Annotated in this window: 12 protein-coding genes and 15 pseudogenes; 7 read left to right on the plus strand and 20 right to left on the minus strand. The window is 74.2% G+C overall.

What is annotated here, in order from left to right; translation table 11 throughout:
* Positions 1-41: 41 nt before the first annotated feature.
* The 5 genes and pseudogenes from UK94_RS51340 to UK94_RS51355 all read right to left on the minus strand — a co-directional run.
* On the minus strand, positions 42-944 hold a 903-nt coding region (locus UK94_RS51340; protein WP_235487822.1), incomplete at its 5' end, for a sodium/proton-translocating pyrophosphatase.
* 1 nt (position 945) lies between these two features.
* A pseudogene (locus UK94_RS51345) lies at positions 946-2381 on the minus strand (sodium/proton-translocating pyrophosphatase); the annotation flags it as partial.
* 567 nt (positions 2382-2948) lie between these two features.
* Positions 2949-3485: an ATP-binding protein gene (locus UK94_RS13810; protein ID WP_041939922.1), complete on the minus strand. Its 537-nt coding sequence runs from the start codon at positions 3483-3485 to the stop codon at positions 2949-2951.
* Between the two features lie 42 nt (positions 3486-3527).
* Positions 3528-3658, minus strand: a pseudogene (locus UK94_RS51350) (anti-sigma B factor antagonist); the annotation flags it as partial.
* A 1-nt stretch (position 3659) separates the two neighbouring features.
* Positions 3660-3869: pseudogene (locus UK94_RS51355) on the minus strand (STAS domain-containing protein); the annotation flags it as partial.
* Between the two features lie 331 nt (positions 3870-4200).
* On the opposite strand from UK94_RS51355, the pseudogene UK94_RS51360 reads away from it, so the two are divergent.
* The 3 pseudogenes from UK94_RS51360 to UK94_RS51370 form a co-directional block, all read left to right on the plus strand.
* Positions 4201-5459, plus strand: a pseudogene (locus UK94_RS51360) (DEAD/DEAH box helicase); the annotation flags it as partial.
* 1 nt (position 5460) lies between these two features.
* Positions 5461-6228, plus strand: a pseudogene (locus UK94_RS51365) (DEAD/DEAH box helicase); the annotation flags it as partial.
* A 1-nt stretch (position 6229) separates the two neighbouring features.
* Positions 6230-6577 (plus strand): annotated as a pseudogene (locus tag UK94_RS51370) (Zn-binding domain-containing protein); the annotation flags it as partial.
* Between the two features lie 1135 nt (positions 6578-7712).
* On the opposite strand, the pseudogene UK94_RS33745 reads toward UK94_RS51370, so the two are convergent.
* From UK94_RS33745 to UK94_RS51410, 11 genes and pseudogenes are all read right to left on the minus strand, one after another.
* A pseudogene (locus tag UK94_RS33745) lies at positions 7713-7818 on the minus strand (hypothetical protein); the annotation flags it as partial.
* Between the two features lie 332 nt (positions 7819-8150).
* The gene (locus UK94_RS13830) at positions 8151-8624 is read right to left on the minus strand and encodes a flp pilus-assembly TadE/G-like family protein (RefSeq protein WP_011607610.1); all 474 of its coding nucleotides are present in this window, start codon (positions 8622-8624) and stop codon (positions 8151-8153) included.
* Positions 8621-9097, minus strand: coding sequence for a pilus assembly protein (locus UK94_RS13835; RefSeq protein WP_011607609.1), 477 nt, complete (start codon positions 9095-9097; stop codon positions 8621-8623). Before UK94_RS13835 ends, UK94_RS13830 begins: the two co-directional genes overlap by 4 nt.
* Positions 9098-9106: 9 nt before the next feature.
* Positions 9107-9373: a DUF4244 domain-containing protein gene (locus tag UK94_RS51375; protein WP_050997290.1), complete on the minus strand. Its 267-nt coding sequence runs from the start codon at positions 9371-9373 to the stop codon at positions 9107-9109.
* Between the two features lie 77 nt (positions 9374-9450).
* Positions 9451-9572 (minus strand): annotated as a pseudogene (locus UK94_RS51380) (hypothetical protein); the annotation flags it as partial.
* A 1-nt stretch (position 9573) separates the two neighbouring features.
* Positions 9574-10329: pseudogene (locus UK94_RS76105) on the minus strand (secretion system protein); the annotation flags it as partial.
* A gap of 416 nt (positions 10330-10745) precedes the next feature.
* Positions 10746-11081: pseudogene (locus UK94_RS51390) on the minus strand (pilus assembly protein CpaF); the annotation flags it as partial.
* A 1-nt stretch (position 11082) separates the two neighbouring features.
* Positions 11083-11198, minus strand: a pseudogene (locus UK94_RS51395) (ATPase, T2SS/T4P/T4SS family); the annotation flags it as partial.
* 1 nt (position 11199) lies between these two features.
* Positions 11200-11885, minus strand: a pseudogene (locus UK94_RS51400) (ATPase, T2SS/T4P/T4SS family); the annotation flags it as partial.
* A gap of 1656 nt (positions 11886-13541) precedes the next feature.
* Positions 13542-13786: pseudogene (locus UK94_RS51405) on the minus strand (hypothetical protein); the annotation flags it as partial.
* A 158-nt stretch (positions 13787-13944) separates the two neighbouring features.
* Positions 13945-14588: pseudogene (locus UK94_RS51410) on the minus strand (hypothetical protein); the annotation flags it as partial.
* Positions 14589-14871: 283 nt separating this feature from the next.
* On the opposite strand from UK94_RS51410, the gene UK94_RS13865 reads away from it, so the two are divergent.
* The 3 genes and pseudogenes from UK94_RS13865 to UK94_RS51415 all read left to right on the plus strand — a co-directional run.
* Positions 14872-15429, plus strand: coding sequence for a phage holin family protein (locus UK94_RS13865; RefSeq protein WP_235487826.1), 558 nt, complete (start codon positions 14872-14874; stop codon positions 15427-15429).
* Between the two features lie 197 nt (positions 15430-15626).
* On the plus strand, positions 15627-16313 hold a 687-nt coding region (locus UK94_RS13870; protein WP_235487829.1), incomplete at its 3' end, for an alpha/beta fold hydrolase.
* A gap of 1 nt (position 16314) precedes the next feature.
* A pseudogene (locus tag UK94_RS51415) lies at positions 16315-16541 on the plus strand (alpha/beta hydrolase); the annotation flags it as partial.
* A 48-nt stretch (positions 16542-16589) separates the two neighbouring features.
* Here UK94_RS51415 and UK94_RS13875 read toward each other — a convergent pair.
* The 4 genes from UK94_RS13875 to nth all read right to left on the minus strand — a co-directional run.
* A complete protein-coding gene (locus UK94_RS13875) occupies positions 16590-17774 on the minus strand; it encodes a MarP family serine protease (protein ID WP_011607601.1) in 1185 nt (394 codons plus the stop codon).
* A 24-nt stretch (positions 17775-17798) separates the two neighbouring features.
* Positions 17799-18260 (minus strand): plastocyanin/azurin family copper-binding protein (locus tag UK94_RS34660; RefSeq protein ID WP_235487831.1); only part of this gene is annotated, 462 nt, incomplete at its 3' end.
* Entirely contained in the window at positions 18257-19138 is an 882-nt protein-coding gene (locus tag UK94_RS13880; protein WP_231861407.1) for a CoA pyrophosphatase, read from the minus strand. The genes UK94_RS13880 and UK94_RS34660, both read right to left, overlap by 4 nt.
* A 5-nt stretch (positions 19139-19143) precedes the next feature.
* The coding region (gene nth, locus UK94_RS13885) for an endonuclease III (protein ID WP_235487833.1) at positions 19144-19817 on the minus strand (674 nt) is incomplete at its 5' end.
* A gap of 207 nt (positions 19818-20024) precedes the next feature.
* On the opposite strand from nth, the gene UK94_RS13890 reads away from it, so the two are divergent.
* Positions 20025-20261, plus strand: a complete 237-nt coding sequence (locus UK94_RS13890) for a hypothetical protein (RefSeq protein ID WP_041939918.1) — start codon at positions 20025-20027, stop codon at positions 20259-20261.
* Positions 20262-20391: the final 130 nt, after the last annotated feature.

A 20391-nucleotide genomic window follows, 5' to 3' on the forward strand; every position in this document is an offset into this window, starting at 1 on the left:
AAGGGATCTTGTGCCGGCCGGCCGGCGGGATCGAGCTGCCGTCAGACGTTGATCTTCTGCGGACTGGGGGCCGGCGGCTGCGTGACCGGCGGACTGCCGTCGATCATCGAGCTGCGTCGCTTGGACACGACGATCACCGCCACGATGACGGCGACCGCGGCGACGGCCACGCCGACCCGCAGCGGCGTGTTGCGGTCGGTGCCGACCGAGTACTTCACCACCGTCGGCGCGATCAGCAGGCTGACCAGGTTCATCACCTTGAGCAGCGGGTTGATGGACGGCCCCGCGGTGTCCTTGAACGGGTCGCCCACCGTGTCGCCGATGACCGTCGCGGCGTGGACCTCCGAGCCCTTCCCCCCGTAGTTCCCGTCCTCGACGAGTTTCTTCGCGTTGTCCCATGCGCCGCCGGAGTTCGCCAGGAACACGGCCATCAGAACGCCGCCGGCGATGGCCCCGCCGAGGAACGCCCCCAGGGGCGGGTAACCGAGGCCGAAGCCAACCGCGATCGGTGCGAGGACCGCCAGCGTCCCCGGCGTAATCAGTTCACGGAGCGAGTCTCTGGTGCAGATGTCGACGACCGCGCCGTAGTCCGGCTTCTCGCTGCCGGTCATGATTCCGGGCCTGGTGCGGAACTGGTTGCGCACCTCCATCACGACCCGTCCGGCCGCCCGGCCCACCGCGTTGATGGCGAGCCCGGAGAACAGGAAGACGACAGCCGCGCCGATGACGAGCCCGACCAGCGCGTCGGGATACGCGATGTTCAGTCCACCGACCGTCCCCCGGCCGGTCTCCGGTCGGGCCCCGGCATCACCGAGAGCGTTGGTGACCGTGTCGGTGAACGACCCGAACAGCGCGGTCGCGGCCAGCACGGCGGTGGCGATCGCGATGCCCTTCGTGATGGCCTTCGTGGTGTTGCCCACGGCGTCGAGGGAGGTCAGGATGGCNCCGCCCGCCTCGTCCATCTCCCCGGACATCTCGGCGATGCCCTGGGCGTTGTCGCTCACCGGACCGAAGGTGTCCATCGAGACGATGACGCCGACCGTGGTCAGCAGTCCGGTTCCCGCCAGCGCGACCGCGAACAGCGCGATCGTGACGCTGCCCGAACCGAGCAGGTAGGCACCGAAGACCGCGGCCCCGATGAGCAGGGCGGAGTAGACGGCGGATTCCAGGCCGACTCCGATGCCGGCGAGAATGTTCGTCGCCGGACCGGTGAGCGACGCCTGGGCCACATCGCGCACCGGCCTGCGGGTCGTCTCGGTGAAGTATCCCGTGAGCACCTGGATGGCCGCGGCGAGCACGATGCCGATGAGAACGGCACTGATCGCGATGAGGCGCGGATTGCCCGACTGGGTGCTGGCCTCGAGCCCCGGGAACCCGGCGAAGTCCGTCGGCAGATAGAGCACCGAGACGATCACCACGCCGATCGCCGACACCACCGCGGAGAGGAAGAAGCCGCGATTGATCGCCGCCATCCCGCTGCGGTCGCCGGCCCGTGGCGACACCGCGAAGATGCCGATGACCGCCGTGACGACCCCGACGGCCGGGATCAGCAACGGGAACACCAGCCCCCGCTCGCCGAAGGCGCTCACCCCGAGGATCAGTGCGGCGACCAGGGTCACCGCGTAGGACTCGAACAGGTCCGCGGCCATCCCGGCGCAGTCGCCCACATTGTCGCCGACGTTGTCGGCGATCGTCGCCGCGTTCCGCGGGTCGTCCTCCGGAATTCCCTGCTCGACCTTTCCGACCAGGTCGGCTCCGACGTCCGCGGCCTTGGTGAAGATGCCACCGCCGACCCGCATGAACATCGCGAGCAGGGCGGCCCCGAAGCCGAATCCCTCCAGGACCTGCGGCGCGGTGTCCCGGAAGACCAGCACGACGACGGCGGCGCCGAGCAGGCCCAGCCCGACCGTGAACATGCCCACGACGCCGCCCGTCCGGAAGGCGATGCGGACCGCGGCCTTCTCGCCCTGGCTCATCGCCGCGGCCGCTGTCCGGGTGTTGGCCCTGGTTGCCAGCGACATTCCGACAAAGCCGACGAGCGCCGAGAACAGCGCGCCGACGACGAAGAAGACCGATCGGCCGACCTTGGCGCCGGTGTCGTCGGCCGGAAGGAGTAGCAGGACAAAGGGAATGACGACGACAAAACCGGCCAACGTCTTGAACTGGCGCCTGAGGTAGGCGGCCGCGCCTTCCTGGACCGCCTGCCCGACCTCCACCATCCGCGCGGTTCCGGGGCTGGCGGCCAACACCTCCCGTACCAGGTAGCCGGCAACGAGCAGGGCGAGGGCTGCGATTATCGCCACACCGGCGACCAGGCCGAGGGCGTTGCCGCTAAGGTCGATTCCAGTGCCCTGGGACTGCAGGGCGCGGGTCGGGGACATGGCTCCTCCCGGTCTACTCCGTGCACCCTCCGCGCGTGTCGCTGGCTCGTCGGTGCCGGTTTCGGNGGGCACCCGGGCATGGAGACGGTGGCGGTCGAGCGCCGCATCTGACGGCACCCGGAGTGAGTTCGGCCGGATTCGTCCCGAATTCGACGCTTTCCGGCAGGGCTCACGGGGAGCACAAGTGGATCTCCGACGGTTGGATCAACCGTCCGCGAGATGCGGCGGAGTCTATCCACACGACTGTGACGTGCGCTGCTTTTTCTGTGGTCGCCGGCCGGGTCGTCGCGTTCGTACGCCTAAGGCGAACTCGCGTATTGGTTCTGGTTTAGCCCGGTATGGCATGAAAGCCGCGGCCGCGCATCAGCGGTGGGAATCCTTGCGCCGAGCGGCGCCGGGGCGCCGCCGGGACCGGCGCAGACCCTGAACGCCCGTGGAACGCGGGCAGGACCGCAGTGGCCCCGACGCCGCGCCACGAGGCGGGAATCCACCCGGCGCCGACGATCCTGCCGACCACGACGTGGCAGACGGGATGCTCCACCCGTCAGCTTCAGGATGAAGCGACGGTCAGCGGGCCGTCTTGTAGGGCGCGGCCTCGATGCCGACGCCGGTGTGCCAGGTCATCGCCACGACGGTGCCCACCCCGTCAGGCCCGCGGCTGATCTCGACCTCGTCGACCAGGCCCTCGATGAGGGCGAGCCCGAGGCCCGGCGGGAAACCCGCGCTGTCCTCGGCCGAGTCGTCGTCGGACGACTCGGACCACCAGGGCGGGTCGGCGTCCTCGGGTTCGAGGTCCAGCAGCGTGGAGGCGGTGACGAGGCCGCCGTCGGGACCCGGCGCGACCTCGTCACCGGTGCGCCCGCAGTCCGCGACGGTGATGGTGAACGTCTCGGGCGTGTCGATGAGCGCGACATGCACCGGCGACTCCGGCGAATGCCGGCGGTTCACCCGCACCGCGCGGGCGCATGCCTCCGTGACCGCCAACTTGATCTCGTCGGCGGCTCCGGCGGGAACCCCGGCCCGGCGGCTGACCGCCGTGGCGATCATCCGCGCCGTGCGGACGTGTCCGTTCAGGGCGGCGAACCGCAGCTCAACGGTGGGCATACGGCGGTGCCTGCCTTTCCGAAGGCGTGATGTCCGGCTCACTCACTCGCTGGCGGCGAGCGCTTCCTCGATGGAGGAATGGATCGGGAAGACCTTGGTGAGACCCGTGATCCGGAAGATCTTGAGGATGCGTTCCTGGGTGCAGACCAGCCGCAGGGAACCCTCGTGCGCACNCACCCGCTTGAGGCCGCCGACCAGGACGCCGAGGCCGGTCGAGTCGAGGAACTCGACGCCCTCCATGTCGACGACCAGGTGGTACGAGCCCCCGGAAACAAGATCAATGAGCTGCTCGCGCAGCTTCGGTGCGGTGTACACGTCGATCTCGCCGCCCACCACGACGACCGTGTGGTTGCCTTCCTGGCGAGTCGTGAGGGACAGGTCCACGGATCCTCCTTGGGGTGCCTCCGGCCGTCCCGCGCTTCGGGCGACCGACATCACGGCGCCATTACCCTCCCACGAGGAGGATCAATCCGGTGGGCCGCGACACAGATCGCGGTGCCCCCGGCATTCCGGCGGCGTGGTCGATGACGTCTGCTGGAATCTATCCCTGATCTTGTCTGTGCGGGGCTGGTCGGCCGCGCCGAGTCGCGGTTGCGTGCCGGGTGGTCCGTCGGGTGGTGGCCCGTGGATCGCCCATCGTCCTGCGGGCGGTGGCGCCGCGGCGCATATCCTCGACGGTCGTGGGTTCGCCGGCGGACATCGGCGGCGCGGACANGGTCCTCGCCGGGCTTCGCCGCGACGCGCGGCGGGCGCAGTGCATGACGCATGTCGAGCCGGTCGCCGCCCGGCCGGGGCGGCGGGCGCCCTGGCCGGAGTGGGTCGACCCGGTGCTGCGAGGGCGGTGGGTCGCCGCCGGGATCGATGCGCCGTGGACGCACCAGGCGGCCGCAGCCGACGCCGCCCATGCCGGCCGCAGCGTCGTGCTGGCGACCGGCACGGCCTCCGGGAAGTCGCTGGGATACCTGATGCCGGTGCTGTCGCGGCTGCTCGCCCAGCCCGGTGCCCGCGCGCTCTACCTGTCGCCGACGAAGGCACTCGCCCATGATCAGCTCCGGGCGGTGCGGGCACTGCGGCTCACCGGGGTCCGGGCCGCCACCTACGACGGCGACACGCCGGCGGCCGAGCGGGACTGGGTCCGGGCCCATGCCGGCCTCGTCCTGACCAACCCCGACATGCTCCACCGCGGGATCCTGCCCCAACACCGGCGGTGGGCGCAGTTCCTGCGTGGCCTGCGGTTCGTCGTGATCGACGAGTGCCACGGCTACCGCGGGGTGTTCGGCGCCCACGTCGCCGCGGTGATCCGGCGGCTGCGGCGGGTCTGCGCCCGCTACGGGTCGCAGCCGGTGTTCCTGTTGGCGTCCGCGACCACCGCCGACCCGGGGCTGTCTGCCGGCCGGCTGACCGGGGTCGACGTCGAGGTGATCGACGACGACGGCGCCCCCCGAGGCCCGATGGACTTCGTGCTCTACGAGCCCCCGCTGCTGTGGCGGCGGCCGGCCGAGCGGGAGGGGTCCGACGCCTCGGGCGAGCCGCGCGGTGCCGGCGGGAACGGTGCCGGCGAGAACGGTGCCGGCGAGAACGGTGTCGGTGAGTACGGTGTCGGTGAGAACGGCGCGCCGGTCCGGCGGTCGGTCACCGCGGAGTCGGCCGACCTGCTCGCCGATCTCGTCGCCGACGGCGTGCGCACCCTGGTGTTCGTCCGGTCCCGGCGCTCGGCGGAGGTCGTGGCGGTCACCGCCCGCCGCGAGCTGGGCCACATCGGTGCGGACCTGGCGGAGCGGGTGGCGGCCTACCGGGCCGGCTACCTGCCCGAGGAGCGCCGTGAGCTGGAACGGCGACTGCGCGCGGGGGACCTGCTCGGCGTCGCGACGACGTCGGCGCTGGAGCTGGGCGTGGACATCAGCGGCCTGGACGCCACCGTCACCGCCGGCTTTCCGGGCACCCTCGCCTCGCTGTGGCAGCAGGCCGGCCGGGNCGGTCGGGACGGGCAGCGGTCGCTGGCGGTGCTGGTCGCGCGGGACGACCCGCTGGACACCTACCTCGTTCACCATCCGGAGGCGGTGTTCGGCCGGTCGGTGGAGGCCTGCGTGTTCGACCCGGACAACCCCTATGTGCTCGCCCCGCAGCTGGAGTGCGCCGCCGCCGAGCTGCCGCTCACCGAGGCCGACCTGGGCCTGTTCGGCCCGGCGGCGGCGCGCGTCGTCGACGACCTGGTGCGCCGCGGGCGGTTGCGCCGCCGGCCCACCGGCTGGTTCTGGACCCAGCGGGGTCGTCCGGAGGTGGACATCCGGGGGGCCGGCGGCCCGCCGGTCCGCATCGTCGAGACGGCCACCGGGCGCCTGCTGGGCACGGTCGACGCGGCCGCCGCGCACTCCGCGGTACACCCCGGTGCGGTCTACCTCCATCAGGGCTCGAGCTTCGTCGTGGACGACCTGGACCTGCCCGAAGCCGTGGCGTTCGTGCACGAGGAGTCCCCGGAGTGGACGACGGTCGCGCGCGAGCACACCGACATCCGGATCGTCGAGTCGACGCGCTCGCGCGTCCTGCCCGACGTCGAGGTGCACCTCGGGGTGGTCGAGGTCACCAGCCAGGTCGTCGGCTACCAGCGTCGGCTCGTCGCGACCGGCGAGGTGCTCGGCCAGGAGCCGCTGGATCTGCCGCCGAGACAGTTGCGGACCCGCGCCGTCTGGTACACCGTCACCGACGCCCTGCTCGCGGGCGCCGACGTCGAGTCCGCGGATGTNCCCGGCGCGGTGCACGCGGCCGAGCACGCGGCCATCGGCCTGCTTCCGCTGTTCGCCACCTGCGACCGTTGGGACATCGGCGGGGTGTCGACCGCCCTGCATGCGGACACGGGCCGGACCAGCGTCTTCGTCTACGACGGCCACGCCGGCGGCGCGGGATTCGCCGAACGGGGGTTCCTGCGCATCGGGGACTGGCTGGCCGCCACCCGGGACGCCATCGGCGCGTGCGAATGCCCGGCAGGCTGCCCGTCCTGCGTGCAGTCGCCGAAATGCGGCAACGGCAACGAGCCGCTCGACAAGGCCGCCGCCTGGCGCCTTCTCGCCGCGGTGACCGCCGCCGTCGGCTGAACCACGGATCACACGGATCACACGGATCCCGTGAACTCCGTGGATTCCACGGATCACACTGCGCCCGAACGGTTCCGCCTCGACCAAAGACGGGTAGGCCGAAGCCCATCGGCTCTTCGCGGCCAGTTTCGCCCACGTCCATGGTTCTGGAGGTACCGGTGGTAACCGTCGGTGTCGTGTTGTTGCTGGTAGCGGGGGTCTTCACCGCCGATCTGGTGCTGGAGAANGGCGGCCACACAGATGTAATGATCATGGGGCAGTCCCTCTCCTTCGATATCTGGGGCCTGTTCGTGCTGGGTCTCGCCGCCGGGGTGCTGGTCGTCGCGGGAGTGCAGCTGACCTTGCAGGGCCTGGCGCGGGACCGGCACCGCCGGCGGGTCGAGCGGCAGCGGGCCCGTGAGCTGGCGGCGATCCGCACCGCGCCGGCGCCTGCCGCGGCGGTACCCGCCGGCGCCGCGCCGCTCGCGCCCGTGGCCGCGGCGACGCGCCCGACTGGGGCCGACGAGCGGACCCCGGGCGGTCCCAGGCGGACGCGCCCCACCCTCGCCAAGCGCCCCACGCTGGCGAAGCAGCCCGCCGCCGAGGCCCGCCCGGCTTCTGGCGCCCGCCCGGCCACCGACGCTCGCCCGGCTACCGACGCTCGCCCGGCTACCGAGGCCCGCCCGGCTACCGAGATCCGCCCGGCTGCTGATGCCCGCCCGGTCTTCGAGCCCCGTCCGGCCGCCGAGACCGTCCCCGCGCACGGCGCGGACACCTCGCCCACCTGGTCCGGCGACGGCCGGCAATCCGCGCCGGTGCGGTCCGCCGTGCGCGTCCCCACCCCGTCGACGCCGCCGGCCTCGAACAACCCCCCGACCTCGAACAACCCGCCGGCCGATCCGCCGTCCGCCGGCTCCAGCGCGCCGGTGCGGACGAACACCCATCCGCGACGCGGCGACCGGATCGTGGCTCGCGTCGCGGACCTGGGCCGGCGGGAGACCGGCGACCGCGACTCGGCCGACCAGACCGTCCAGGACAGCGCGGGGGCCCGCTCCTGACCATGCGCTTGCTGGGACGTCGGCGGCCGGGCGCCGGCCGGGCCGCGCCACGGGGGTGGCCCGGCCGGGGACGTGCTGGTGCATGGTGGGGACTGCGGTCAGGAGGGGGACGCCGGCGGGGTGGAGGCCGGGGTCTGGTCGGGTGCCTTCGCCTGCGCGACGACGATGGTGATCGTCGAGCCGCGGGCGACGACGCCCCCCGGGGGCCGCTGGGAGACGACCGTCCCCGGTGCCTCGCTTCCCTGCCGGGGCCCCTCGACGACGTCGAGACCGAGTCGCCTAGGGAACGATGGTCACGATCACGGTGGTGAGCCCCCAGGTCGCGGTGCCCGACGTGGTCGGTCAGGATCGCGCCACGGCCACGGGTTTCTGGNGATGTTCGTGAACCCGGCGGCGCGTAGTTCCGCCTCCGCCGCATCGGCGCCGCGTCCGACGACGTCCGGAGTCATCGACGGGAGGCGATCCCCGTCGGTTGCGAAGACGGGGCAGGCCTGTCGTGAAGGTGACACCCTCCGGCACGGCGCCGCCCAGACCGTTCAGGACGGATCCGCGGCCCGTTCCTGGCCGTCCGCCTCCTGGAGCGTCGGCAGGTAGGCGCCGGCCGCGCCGCCCCAAGGGCCGGCTCGAGCGTGGACGCTCAGATCGCCCAGCATGCCGATCACCGCCGGCAGCCGCACGCTGACGGCGATCTCCACCGCGTCGGCGACGGTGCGGCAGTCCACCAGGCGGGTCCCGTTGGCGGCGCTGATCTCCCGGGCCCGCGCGCACACGGCCTGCTCGTCGGTCGGGGGCAGGGCCGCCGCGGCGAGCGCCGCGAGATCGGCGGCCGTTGCGGCCCGTTGCCGCGACGCGCCGATCACCGTCACGGTGAAGACGAGGCCGGCCAGCGACATCAGCGCGAACAGGACGGCCAGCAGCCACACCGTCGCCGATCCGCCGTCTCGCAGCTCCCCGGTCGCCGCGGGGGTGGCGAGTCCCGCGGACTGTGGATGGCGAGCACCCGCGGTCACGGTGGCCCCGGCGCAGCGCAGTCCGGCGCCGTGCAGGCGGCCGGTTCCACGGGAGTGACGGCGTGCGCCGTCACGACGAGCGCCGGCACCAGCCGCCCGAGGCCGGCGGCGCCGACCGGCGCCGAGACCTCGACGTCCAGCAGGTCGGCATCGCGGTGCAGCCGCAGGGTCGCCCCACGAGGTGCCGCCCGGGTCACCGCGGCGGAGACGGTCGCCTGTGCCTCGCCCCTGGCCGCGAGCCGGGCCCCGACCCGTGCCGCGTCGGCGCACCGGGCCTGCGCACCGACCGCCGAGACCATCCAGGCCGCGAGGAAGAAGACGACGAACAGGGAGGGAAGGCCCATGGCGAGTTCGGCGGTCGCCTGACCGCTGTCCGCCCCGTCGGTGACCTCCCGCCGGCGTCGGGCGACAGCCGGTGGGTGGGAGGTGGGACGTGCGCGGCGCCCGCGCGGCGCCGTCCCGGACCATCGCACCGGACCCCCTCAGAACGAGACGGTCAGCGCGCGCTGCACGACCGACGAGACCAGCGAGCGGGTCGCGGAACTCGACACGACCGCGTAGAGGACACCGGCGAACGCGACTGCGGCGAGCGTGCCGACCGCGTACTCGGCGGTGGACATCCCCAGGTCGCGGCCGCCCGCGCCGCCGCGGCGGCCGGCGAGGAGCCGGTGGCAGGCGGCCCGGATGAACGGACCGCGGGCCAGACGGGGCAGGCGGCGCTGGGACAGGAACATTCTCGACGGGAACATCGGGGACACCTCCGCAGACGGGGCAGGGTGGGTTTTCTCGGTGGGTGCCTGGGCGGTTGCGCCGACAGCAGACGCGGTCATGCCGGCGGAAGATGCGGCAGGGACCCGAGCACGACGGGAACGACGCCGAGCAGCAGGAAGGCCGGTAGGAAGCAGAGCCCGAGCGGCGCGACGGCCAGCACGCCGGCCCGGCGGGCAGNGGCGATGCTTTCCGCGTGGGCCTCGTCCCGGGCCCGTTGGGCGAGTCGGACGAGGGCGGCGGCCGGCTTCGCCCCGGACGTCTGGGCCCGGTCGAAGGCGGCGACGGCCGCCCGCATCATCGAGGTCCAGCGTGATCCCGGCGACGCGCGCGGATCGAGTCGCAGCAGCCGCGCCAGCCGCGCCGCGCGGCCGTTCGCGACGGTGGCAGCGATCAGCCGGTCGCAGGCGGCGGTCGCGTCGGCCCCCGCCGCCAGGTCCTCGGCGGCGCGGTGCAGCTCGCGGCCCAGCACCCCACCGTTGGCGGCGCCGACGGCCTCCATGGCCGAGACAACCGTCCCGCCGCCCCGCAGGCAGGCCGCGATCAGGTCGAGGGCCAGCGGCAGGTCGGCGAGCAGCCGCTCGCGCCCGGCGGCGACGCCGGTCGGGCCACCGGTCCGGGCGGCGTCCATCGCCACCGGGGCCACCCGCCGTTCGACACGGTCCGCGAAGGACCGCAGCCAGCGCAGTCCCGCCAGGTCCGCCAAACCCCCCGCGAGCAGGCAGGCGTTGCCGGCGGGGGTTGCGAGCAGCGTGTGCAGCGGCTGGGCGCCGGCCAGCGAGCCCAGCGCGATCCCGGCCAACGGGAGGGCGGCCACCAGCCGCCCGGAGGACCTCGGGCCGGCCAGCGCCGCGGCCAGTTCCCCCGCCCGCACGGCATCGGCCCTGGCGAGCGTGGCCAGCATGGTCGTGGCGGGAGCGAGCCGGGCACCGACCATCGTGCAGACCTGATAGGCGATGCCGAGCTGGCGGACCCCGCCGGCCTCGTTACGGCACAGTGCGACCGCGGGGTCCTCCGGTCCCGCGAGCGTGTCGGCCAGCCGGTCCAACGGGATCCAGTCAGGGTGTTGCCCGGGGGCGGCACCGAGATCGTCGATGCCGCGTGCGGCCGCGCGCAGGGCGTGCCCGTGCGGACCGCCGGCGTCGAGTTCCGCCGCGAAGGCCGCAAGGAAGTCCTCCGCGCAGGCCCGCACCCTCGCCTGCCGCCGCCGTGCGCGCTCCCGCCGGACNGCTCGTGCCAGGCAGCCGAGCGCCACGCCGACGGTCGCCGCGGCGACGGGCCCGGCGGTGACCGCCACCACCGCGACGATGCCCAGCATGGTGCCAGCCCGTGCGGCGGTGGCCAGCGCGGCGATCAAGGCCGACTCCTCGCGGGCGGCGCGGCGTCGACGAACCCCGGCAGGCTCACCCCACGGACGTCCAGCAGGTTCCTCAGCAGCGGCAGCCCCTCCGCGGCCACGGGCGCCTGCGCGCGCCACGGCCCTGCCCGCCGGCCCGTGAGCGGGGGCGCCACCAGCGCGGGAACAACGTGCACCAGACCGTCGGGCGCCCGGCGGAACACGCCGACCGCCCGGACCCGCCGGTGACCGTCGGCATCCCGGTGCAGATGGACGGCCGCGTGCAGAGCCGCGGCGACATGGCTGTGCACCGCTGCCCGGGACAGCCCCGCGAGGGCGGCCAACGCCTCCAGNCGGGTGGGCAGCGCGCCGGTGTCGTTGGCGTGCACGGTGCTCAGGCCTCCCTCGTGCCCGGTGTTGAGGGCGACGAGAAGGTCGAGCACCTCCGGGCCGCGGACCTCGCCGACGACNAGTCGGTCCGGTCGCATCCGCAACGCCTGCCGGACGAGCTCGCGCTGGGTCACCTCGCCGGCGCCCTCGATGTTGGGGGGCCGGGCCTCCAGCCGGACCAGGCCGGGCCGGCTCACCGCGAGCTCGGCGGTGTCCTCGACGAGGACGATGCGTTCGCCTGGACGCACCGCGCCCAGCAGGGCGGCGAGCAGCGTGCTCTTGCCCGTGCCGGTGCCGCCTGTCACGACGACCGCGAGCCGCGCGTGCAGGACCGCGTGGAGCACCGCCGCCACCGCGGGACTCAGCGTGCCGGCGACCACGAGCTCGTCGAAGGTGAACGGCCGGCGCCGAGGGCGCCGCAGGGACAGACAGGTGCCGCGTACGGCGGTGGGCGCGAGGACGGCGTGCATCCGAGTGCCGTCGCCGAGCAGGACGTCGGCGAAGGGCATGGCGGAGTCCAACCGCCGGCCGCTGGCCGCCGCGAGCCGGACGGCGAGGCGGCGCACCGCATCCTCGTCGGCGAAGGTGACCGGCGTCCTCGTCAGCCGGCCCCGCCGCTCCACCCAGACCTCGTCGGGGGCGTTCACCAGCACGTCGGTGACGTCCGGATCGGCGAGGAAGGGTTCAAGAGGGCCGGCGCCTGGCGGAGCGGCGCCGCGGGGCTCCGTGGCCGGTGGTTCACCACTGCGCCGGGCCGTCACGCCCATGGCTGAGGATCCGCTCTCGGACCGTTCGGCTCCTGCGGGGTGCTCGGCCGCCGCAGCCCCAGCCGGGCCAGCAGCCGGTCGCCGAGCGGGCCCGGGGCATCGGCGTCCCGTGGGGCGTCGGCGCCGGCCGACGTGGCGGCCCCTGGCTGGCGGGCATCGGCGATCACCCCGGCCAGCGGCACTCCGAGCATCTCGCTGACCGCCACGGGGGCGAGCCCGGCCGACTGGCGTTGCCGCACGACCGCTCGCACGTCCGGGCAGCGTCGCCCGACCATCGCGCAGACACGTTCGGCCGCCAGGACGGACGCCAGATCCGCCCGCAGCACCACCAGCGCCGTCCGGCAGGAGCCGAGCGCGAGGGCGGCGGCCGGGTCCTGCTGCCAGGGCAGGTCGACGACCACCAGGTCCGAGGTGGCCTGGGCCGTCGAGAGCAGCGTGACCATCGTTCCCACCGGCACCTCGGGCCCGACCTCGAGATCCCAGGAGACCACAGCCAGGTCACCGGGCCCCGCCGGCGGACCCGGCCAGGAGGGGAGCGGCGCCGCACCGAGCCTGCGTCGGGACACCGCGTCCGGCGAAGAGGGGGGAACCGTCGACTGTCGATCGACGTCCCCCGGCGGGGGATCAGCCGCGGTGGGCAGGAGCCGGGCGAAGCCGGGCGCCACCCCACTGCCCCGCGGGTCGGCATCGATCAGCATCGTGCGCAGGCCGTGGCGCAGGCCCGCCAACGCCAGCGAGACGGCGAGCGTCGACGCGCCGCTGCCGCGCCGGCCGGCGACCACCCCGATCGTCACCGATGCGCGCGGGTCGGACCTGTCGAGATCGNGGAAGGCGTCGATCAGCCAGAGCTCGGCCTCCGGCAGGAAGATCACGTGATCGGCGCCGATGCGGGTGCCAGCGGACCAGACTCGGCCGTCCTCGACGTGGCCGCCGACCAGGACCACGTGCGGGCGCAGCGGCAGGCCGGCGGCGATGCACGCCTCGGCGCGGTCCATGCCGACGACGACCAGCGGCGCCGCCGCCCAGGCGCGGCGCAGTGCGCCCGGCTCGGTGGCGACGGTCGTCGTGACGCCGGCGGCGGCGGCCAGACGCAGGAGGTCGTCGAGCAGGTCCGGGACACCGGTCACGATCAGCGGTCTCGCGTCGCGGCCGGCAGCGGGGGTGAGCAGGGGCGGGGCGGGGGGCATGGTGAGCTCGTTTCCCGGTCGTGTGGGGAGGACGTGGCCCACCATGCGCCGCGGCCGGCCTGTGGATGGAGCGCTCTCCACAGGGCTTTGCCGTGGTGTCATGGAAGATTTCGCCTGATGCCGGCGGCTCGCCGCTACCCGAGGCCGCGTCGGTCGGCGACCGCAGGGACGCGACGGAGCCGACGTCGGAACGGGAGCCGACGTCAGAACCGGAGAGGCACGGTCTGGGGGAGGCGACCCCCACAGGGGGGAGTGCGGGGGTCGCCTCGGGACATGGCCCGTATGGGGGCTGCCCGTCTCGGGCCGGGTCTCGTGGCCTCAGGGCCACCAGGTCCGACATGGCGGGAAATACCCGAGAGCGCCAGAGTGAAACCGTCCGTCGTGCGAATTCCGGGCGTGCCCGTCGATCGCGGAACGCATCCCCCGAGTGGGGAGCCGGGCGACGGGCCGNGGGACCCGATCAGGTGGNGCGAGCGAGCGCCTCGCAGACGGCCAGGGACTCCCGGGCAGCCAGTTCGAGGGCCTTCGCGCAGTGCAGCACCCAGGCCGCGACCCCCTGCGCCCCACCGCCGACGTAGGCGGCGGCGGCGTCGCGGTAACCGAGGACCGGCGCTTCCTGGCCGTCGATCTGGTCGACCTCGAGATGTCCGACATCGGTGGCGGTCAGGGCCTTGGGGTCCAGCCCGCGGCTGATGAGGACCAGCCGGGCGGCGGNCCGGGCGATGACGCCGTCCAGCGCACCGAACGGCCGCAGTGCCAACAGCTCCCCGTGCACCACGGCGGCCACCACGACGGCCGGTGCCGTGGTCGGCGCGACGAGCAGCCCGGTCAGGCCATCCAGCCGCACGGAGGTCTCGACCGAATGCGGGGGNGGACCGAGCCGGAGCGGGTCGAGCAGCTCGCGGGTGCCGGCGTCGGCGCGCGGCCGGCCGAGCAGGTCGTCGGGCAGGCAACCGCGCCCGACCAGGACGTGCATCCGCGCGAGGGCCTGGCGGGGCGCCCGTTCCCAGGCCGGCCCGAGCACCCCGAGCTCGGCATAGAGGCGGACCGTTCCCAGGACGACGGGGGAGGGCGGATCGGTGGAGGCGAAGCCGAGTGAGCCGGCGGAGTGAAGGTCGGCCGGAACGTCGACGGCCGGCGGGAACGTCAGGCCCGCCGCCTCCGGCGCCGCAGGGTCCGGCGCCGCAGGGTCCGGCGCCGCGAGGTCCTCGTCCGCCGGGGTGCGGCGCGCGTCGGTGCCAGCGCCGGCGAGGTAGTCGCGTAGCCCGTCCAGGCTGATCTCGTGACCCTCCAGGGCGGCCGAGGCGCGGGCCGCCCGCAGGGACGCCTCTGCGGTCACGTCGGCGCTCTGCCGGCGCAGGATGCGGTGCCGCAGCAGCGCGTCGACGGACGCGCGGGCGCTGTCCGCCGCCTCGCGCACGCCGGGCAGGGCGGCCACTCGGGCCAGCGGGTCGGCGGCGAGGACTGATCCGGACGGGCGGGGGTTCACGGTTGGCACGCTACCCGTCCGCGCCATCCGGAGTCGGTGAGCGGCCGGCCGTCGGAGGCGTCACACGAGCACATCCGCGTCGTTCTCCCCCTGGGAGCGTCCGCCCGGGGGACACTGCGCATCAGGACAGGGAGCGGCGGACCGCGTGCCGGTTCGCCGAAGCATCGGCGGGGCGGCTGGCGAGAGGTCCGGGCCGGGGATCCGCGGCCGGGTCTGGCGGTCCGCCGCCGGCGCGGACCACCCTGGTCGGGGCGATGGGCCTCGCGACCGACCACACCGGTCCGGTCGCGGGCCAGAGAGAGGACGAAGGGTGTCGACTACTGCCGGAAAGGCCCGCAACGGCCGAGAGCCCTCGTTGGGCGAGCTGGTGGCGCTGGCCACCCGCGACATCTCACTGCTCGTCCGTCAGGAGATCGACCTCGCCAAGGCAGAGCTGACCCGACAGGCCGTCTCGGCCGCCCTCGGAGTGGCCTTCCTGGCGGTGGCGGCGGGGCTCGGGCTGTGCGCCCTGATCGCCGTCACGATCTTCCTGGGAGAGCTGATCACCTGGGCCGGCGTCGAGCGGTTCTGGTCGTACCTGCTCACCGCGGCGGGGTACCTGGTGATCGCCGGTCTGCTGGCGTTGTTCGCGATCCGCAGGTTCCGGCGGCTCTCCCCGCCCGAACGGACCATCCAGACCGTCCGGGACGACATCTCCTGGCTGCGCAATCCGACCGGCACACCGGCACCGGCACCGGCATCGGCCGCCCCGCCGAACCCGGCACCCGGGACGACCTCCGCGGGGCCGGCCGCACCAGGTGATCCGCGGGGTTCCGCTCCGTCGGGGCCCGGCGGGGCGGTGCTCGCCCCGCACGGCCTCCACCCCTGATCGCCGGGTCGGCCGGGGCTGCCAGGCCGGCCGGGGCTGCCAGATCGGCCGGTGCTGCCAGATTGGCCGGGTCGCGGGGGCGCCGGCGAGGACTCCCCGCGGCCCTGCGCCGCGGCGGCCGCCGGGCCGGTCACGCCCCGTCCTGACCGGCCCACCGCCGGCCCACTGCGGGGGGCGGTCTGCCATTCTGGCAGGCGATGGAGGACACCGTTCCCGAACCCGCCAGCGTCCTGATCGACGGGCCGTGGCGGCACCGGGACGTGTCCGCCAACGGCACCCGGCTGCACGTCGCGGAGCTCGGCCGCGGCCCGCTGGTCCTGTTGCTGCACGGCTTTCCGCAGTTCTGGTGGGCCTGGCGCCACCAGCTCACCGCGCTGTCCGCGGCGGGCTACCGCGTCGTGGCCCCGGACCTGCGCGGATATGGGGCGAGTGACAAGCCGCCGCGCGGCTATGACGCGTTCACCCTGTCCGACGACGTCGCGGGCCTCATCCGGGCGCTCGGCGAGCAGGACGCGGTCATCGTCGGCCACGACTGGGGCGGCCTGCTGGGCTGGACGACGGCGACCCGCCATCCGATGGTCGTCCGCCGCCTCGCCGTCCTGGCGATGCCCCACCCGCTGCGGCTGCGTCACCAGATCGCGGCGGACCCACGGGGCCAGGGCGCCGCGAGCCGCTACCTGGCGGGCTTCCAACTGCCGTGGCGCCCCGAACGGTCCCTGGTCGCCAGGGATGCCCTCCGGGTTGCGGTCCTCCTGCGCGCGTGGGGGGGGCCCGGGTATCCCGACGCCGAGGCGGAGGGGCGCTACCGCTCGGCGATGCGTATCCCCGGTGTGGCGCACAGCTCCCTGGAGTACCACCGATGGGTGTTCCGCTCCTTGTTCCGGNCGGACGGGGCGCGGTTCGCCGGCGTGCTGCGGCGCTCCCTGCACGTCGACACGTTGCAGATCCACGGCGCGGCCGATCGCTGCTTCCTGCCGTCCACCGCCCAGGGGTCCGGGCGCTACGTCAGCGGTTCCTACACCTGGAAGCTGCACGGCGGGGTCGGACACTTCCCGCACGAGGAGGTCCCGGACCTCGTCAACGCCGAGCTGCTGGCCTGGCTCGACTCCTGACCGTCCGGATGACGTCCGGGACGACCCACGGACGATCCCGGCCGGCCGTCAGTCGCAGCCCTGCGTGCTGACCGGCGTCACCGCGACGCTGCCGACCTCGGCGGGCTGCGCAACCTCGGCGGAGCTGAGCACGTAGCCGGTGTCGTCGTCGCCGATCGCCGCGGCGAACACCACGCCGAGCACGGTCCCGTCCGGGGCGAGTAGCGGGCCGCCCGAGTTCCCCGGCAGCACCTGGCCACGAACGGAGTAGATGTCGCGCACGACGGTGCCGTGCTCGTAGATGTTCGCCGCGCGGGCCCGCTGGTGGTTGCGGACGCGGGCAGCCACGGTGGTGTACGGCCCGTCCTGGGGATATCCGGCGATGACCGCCGGCTCCTCGGCGGCGGCCGGCGGGCTGGCCCGCATCCGCAGCGGGGGGCGCTGCAGGTCCGGCACCCGCAGCACGGCGACGTCCCGGTCCGGATCGAACACCACGACCTCGGCCGGCAGGGTGCCGGTGGACAGCACGACCGTCGGGTGACGGACGCCGGCCACGACGTGCGCGTTGGTCATGACCCGCTGGGGGGCGATCACGAAGCCGGAGCCCTCGACCCGCTGGTCGCAGGACCGGGCGACGCCGCGGATCTTCACGATGCTCGCCGCGGCGGCCTGTACCCCGGCGGCCTGGGTGGTGGCCGGGTCCGGCGGGCCGGCCGCGATGATCCGCTCGCCCCCGAGGCCGGCGAAGACCTCGGGGAAGGCCGTGTCGTCGGCGATCTGGCGCAGGTCGGCGAAGGTCTCGCGGACCCCGTCGGGCATGCCGGCGTCCACCGCCGCGAGCACGTGGGAGTCGTGGACCGACCGGGCGAGGGACTCGAAGGGGGAGCGGTCGACGGCGGTCGCGAGCAGCCAGGCGACGAGCAGCACCGAGACGCCGGAGAGCACCGCCCCGGCGGCGGCGTCGACGGCCCTTCCGGGCCGCCAGGTCAGCCGCTCACGCAGCGCGACGCCGAGCGCCGTGCCGGCGACCTGGCCGACCAGGGCGAGCCCGAGCACGACGAGCAGGCCGACCAGCGCACCATGGCCCTGCTGACCGATCAGCTCGGTGAACGGTTTTGCGATCTTCGCGCCGAGCACTCCGCTGCCCAGGAAGCCGACGAACGACAGGGCACCCACCAGGAAGCCCTGCCGGTAGCCGGAGACCGCGAAGAGGACGACGACCACCAACAGGACGACGTCGAGCACATTGGGCACGGCGGGGNCGACCCNNANNNAGGNGATCTTCAGCGTGGCCGTCATGTTGGGATGCAGGGTACAGACCACCGGATAGTCGCCCGGCTCCGTCACGGTGAAGGTGACGCTCTGCGACTCTCCGGCGGAGACGATGCTGGTGTGCGCGGCGGGGATGCGCGGGACGACGAAGTTGTGCGGCGCCGAGCCCTGCGCCACGGAGAAGTCGACGCGGATCTTCCCGGGCTTCGCCAGCAGCTCCGTGGCGGAGAATTTCATGCTTGGCAGGCCGGTGACCGCGAACACCTGGACGCCGTCCGTCCCCTGGGTGGCGCTGAGCGTGGGGCCGGCGGACGGACTGCTGCCGCCGTCGCCGCCGCAGCCCGCGACGCCCAGCAGCACGGCAAGGACCAGCCCGAGCAGCGCCGCGGCGCGGGACGCTCGCCGGCCGGGTGAGCCCGGGTCCGCCGGGCGGGCCGCCTGGTCGCGGTCCGCGGGGGAGGATGTCAACGGTGGTGCCTTTCGTCTCGGGGCGCGTTCGGCGGGTAGTCCACCACCGCCGTGTGGTTCCACGGGCGCTCCCATCCGCCCAGCCGCAGCAGGATGTCGAGGATGCCGGCGGTGAAGCCCCAGACCAGCATGCCGTGGACCTGGAACGCCGGACTGAGCAGGCCACCCTGGGCGTAGCGCAGCATCACCCGGTTGACCGGGTCGGCGAGTTCGGCCAGCGGGACCCGGGAGACGAACGACGTCTCGGCGAGGTCGACGGGTGCGACCGCGCACGGGGTGTGCCACCAGGCGAGCACCGGGGTGACGAGGTAGTGGCTGGCCTGCAGGTACAGCGGCGAGGCGACGGCCAGCACCTCGACGCCCGCCGGGTCGAGGCCGACCTCCTCGGCGGCCTCTCGCAGCGCGGTGGCCGCCCGGTCGGCGTCGGTGGCGTCGGCGGCGCCGCCGGGGAACGCCGGCTGGCTCGCGTGGCTGCGCAGCTCGGCCGCCCGTTCGAGCAGCAGGACGTCCGGGCCGTCCGGGCCGTCGCCGAACAGGATGAGGACGGCCGCCGGTCGGGCGTCGGCGGCGCGCGGGCCCGGGCGGGTTCGGCCGGTCACCAGCGCATCGCCCAGGTGGCCGGCGAGGCTGCGCAACCATGCCGGTGCCGCGGAGCGGCCTGCCGCCGTGTCGCTCAGGCTCGCCGTGTCGCTCAGGCTCGCCGTGTCGACGGGATCCGACGGGCGCGGCACCGCGGGGGGGTGCGCGATCTCGCCGGGACGGGCGACCTCGACCGGGCTGGCGACCTCGGCCGGAGCGGCGATGTGGGGGGGCGATGCGGTGGCGTTGGCGGGACCGGGGAAGGGTGCGTCGGGGGAAGCGGGCGAAGGCGTGGACATCTCCCTCACCGCAAGGCTTCGACGTCGCCGCGTGTTCCCCGCACGAGTTTGGCGGCCTCGTCCGGTTCCGTGGGACCGAGTCCGAACGACGGGCACAGGCGGGCCAGGGCGCAGGCGCCGCACGCCGGCCGGCGGGAGTGGCAGAACCGCCGGCCGTGAAAGATCATGCGGTCGGAGGCGATCGTCCAGTCCCGCCGCTCGATGAGCCCGGCGAGGTCGGCCTCGACCCGGACCGGATCGGTCTCGCCGGTCAGCCCGAACCGGCGTGCCAGGCGCCCGACGTGAGTGTCCACGGTGATGCCCGGGGTGTCGAACGCGTGGCCGAGGACGACGTTGGCGGTCTTGCGGCCCACGCCGGGCAGGGTGGTCAGCTCGTCGAGCCGGCGGGGGACCTCGCCGCCAAAGCGCTCGGTGAGTGCCGCGCCGATGCCGATCACCGAGTTCGCCTTCGCGCGGAAGAACCCGGTCGGCCGCAGCAGCGTCTCGAGTTCGGCCCGGTCGGCGGCCGCGTAGTCCGCTGCCGACCGATACCTGGCGAACACCGCCGGCGTGACCTCGTTGACTTTCTTGTCGGTGCACTGGGCGGAGAGCACCGTGGCGACCAGCAGCTCGAGAGCGTTGTCGAAGTGCAACGCGATGCGGGCATCCGGGTGGACCTCGCCCAGCAGACGCACGATCCNCCGGGCCCGCCGGGTCCTCGCGAGTGGTGTCTCGGTCGCGGTGTCGACGGCGGCGGGCATGTCCCGCAGCGTATCCGCCGGCCGATCCGGCCCTGGTGGCACCGGTGGGCGTGCCGTGTGGTCATGACCGATGCCGNCAACCCGATCCGCGACACACCCACCCCCGGTGCGGCTGCCGATCGCTCGTCGGCCACCATGGAGGAGTCATGTTTGTCATTGCCGCGATCTTCTTTCCTCTGGTGCTTCTCGGACTTCTGCTGGCGATGGAACGGGTGGAACGCCCGTTGAACGCCGCCGACACGGGCAAGGGACTGGAGGGCTTCCTCGACAACGCCCAACCTGACGAGGTCGACACCTTCGTCCAGCAGGGCCTGCCCGCCGCGCTCGAGCGGTACCGGCGCCGGCTGCGCCGAGGCTCGCCCGGCAAGCATCGGGCGGCCTGATGCCCCGNCACGCCTGCCGCCGTTCTCTCGGTGTCGGGTGGATGGCCGGTCCTGGCGTATATCACATGTCGCCCGCCGCGCGCCAACAACGGTCCGGGTACAGGTGCGCGGCGGGTGGCGCATCCGATTG

The organism is Frankia sp. AvcI1 (assembly GCF_001420875.1).
GTDB lineage: Bacteria > Actinomycetota > Actinomycetes > Frankiales > Frankiaceae > Frankia > Frankia alni.

Bases quoted from the DNA above. Each gene is read 5' to 3' on its own strand.
- UK94_RS13810 (WP_041939922.1), bottom strand. From the start codon at position 3,485: ATGCCCACCGTTGAGCTGCGGTTCGCCGCCCTGAACGGACACGTCCGC.
- UK94_RS51375 (WP_050997290.1), bottom strand. From the start codon at position 9,373: ATGTTCCCGTCGAGAATGTTCCTGTCCCAGCGCCGCCTGCCCCGTCTG.
- UK94_RS13880 (WP_231861407.1), bottom strand. From the start codon at position 19,138: ATGTCCACGCCTTCGCCCGCTTCCCCCGACGCACCCTTCCCCGGTCCC.
- UK94_RS13890 (WP_041939918.1), top strand. From the start codon at position 20,025: ATGTTTGTCATTGCCGCGATCTTCTTTCCTCTGGTGCTTCTCGGACTT.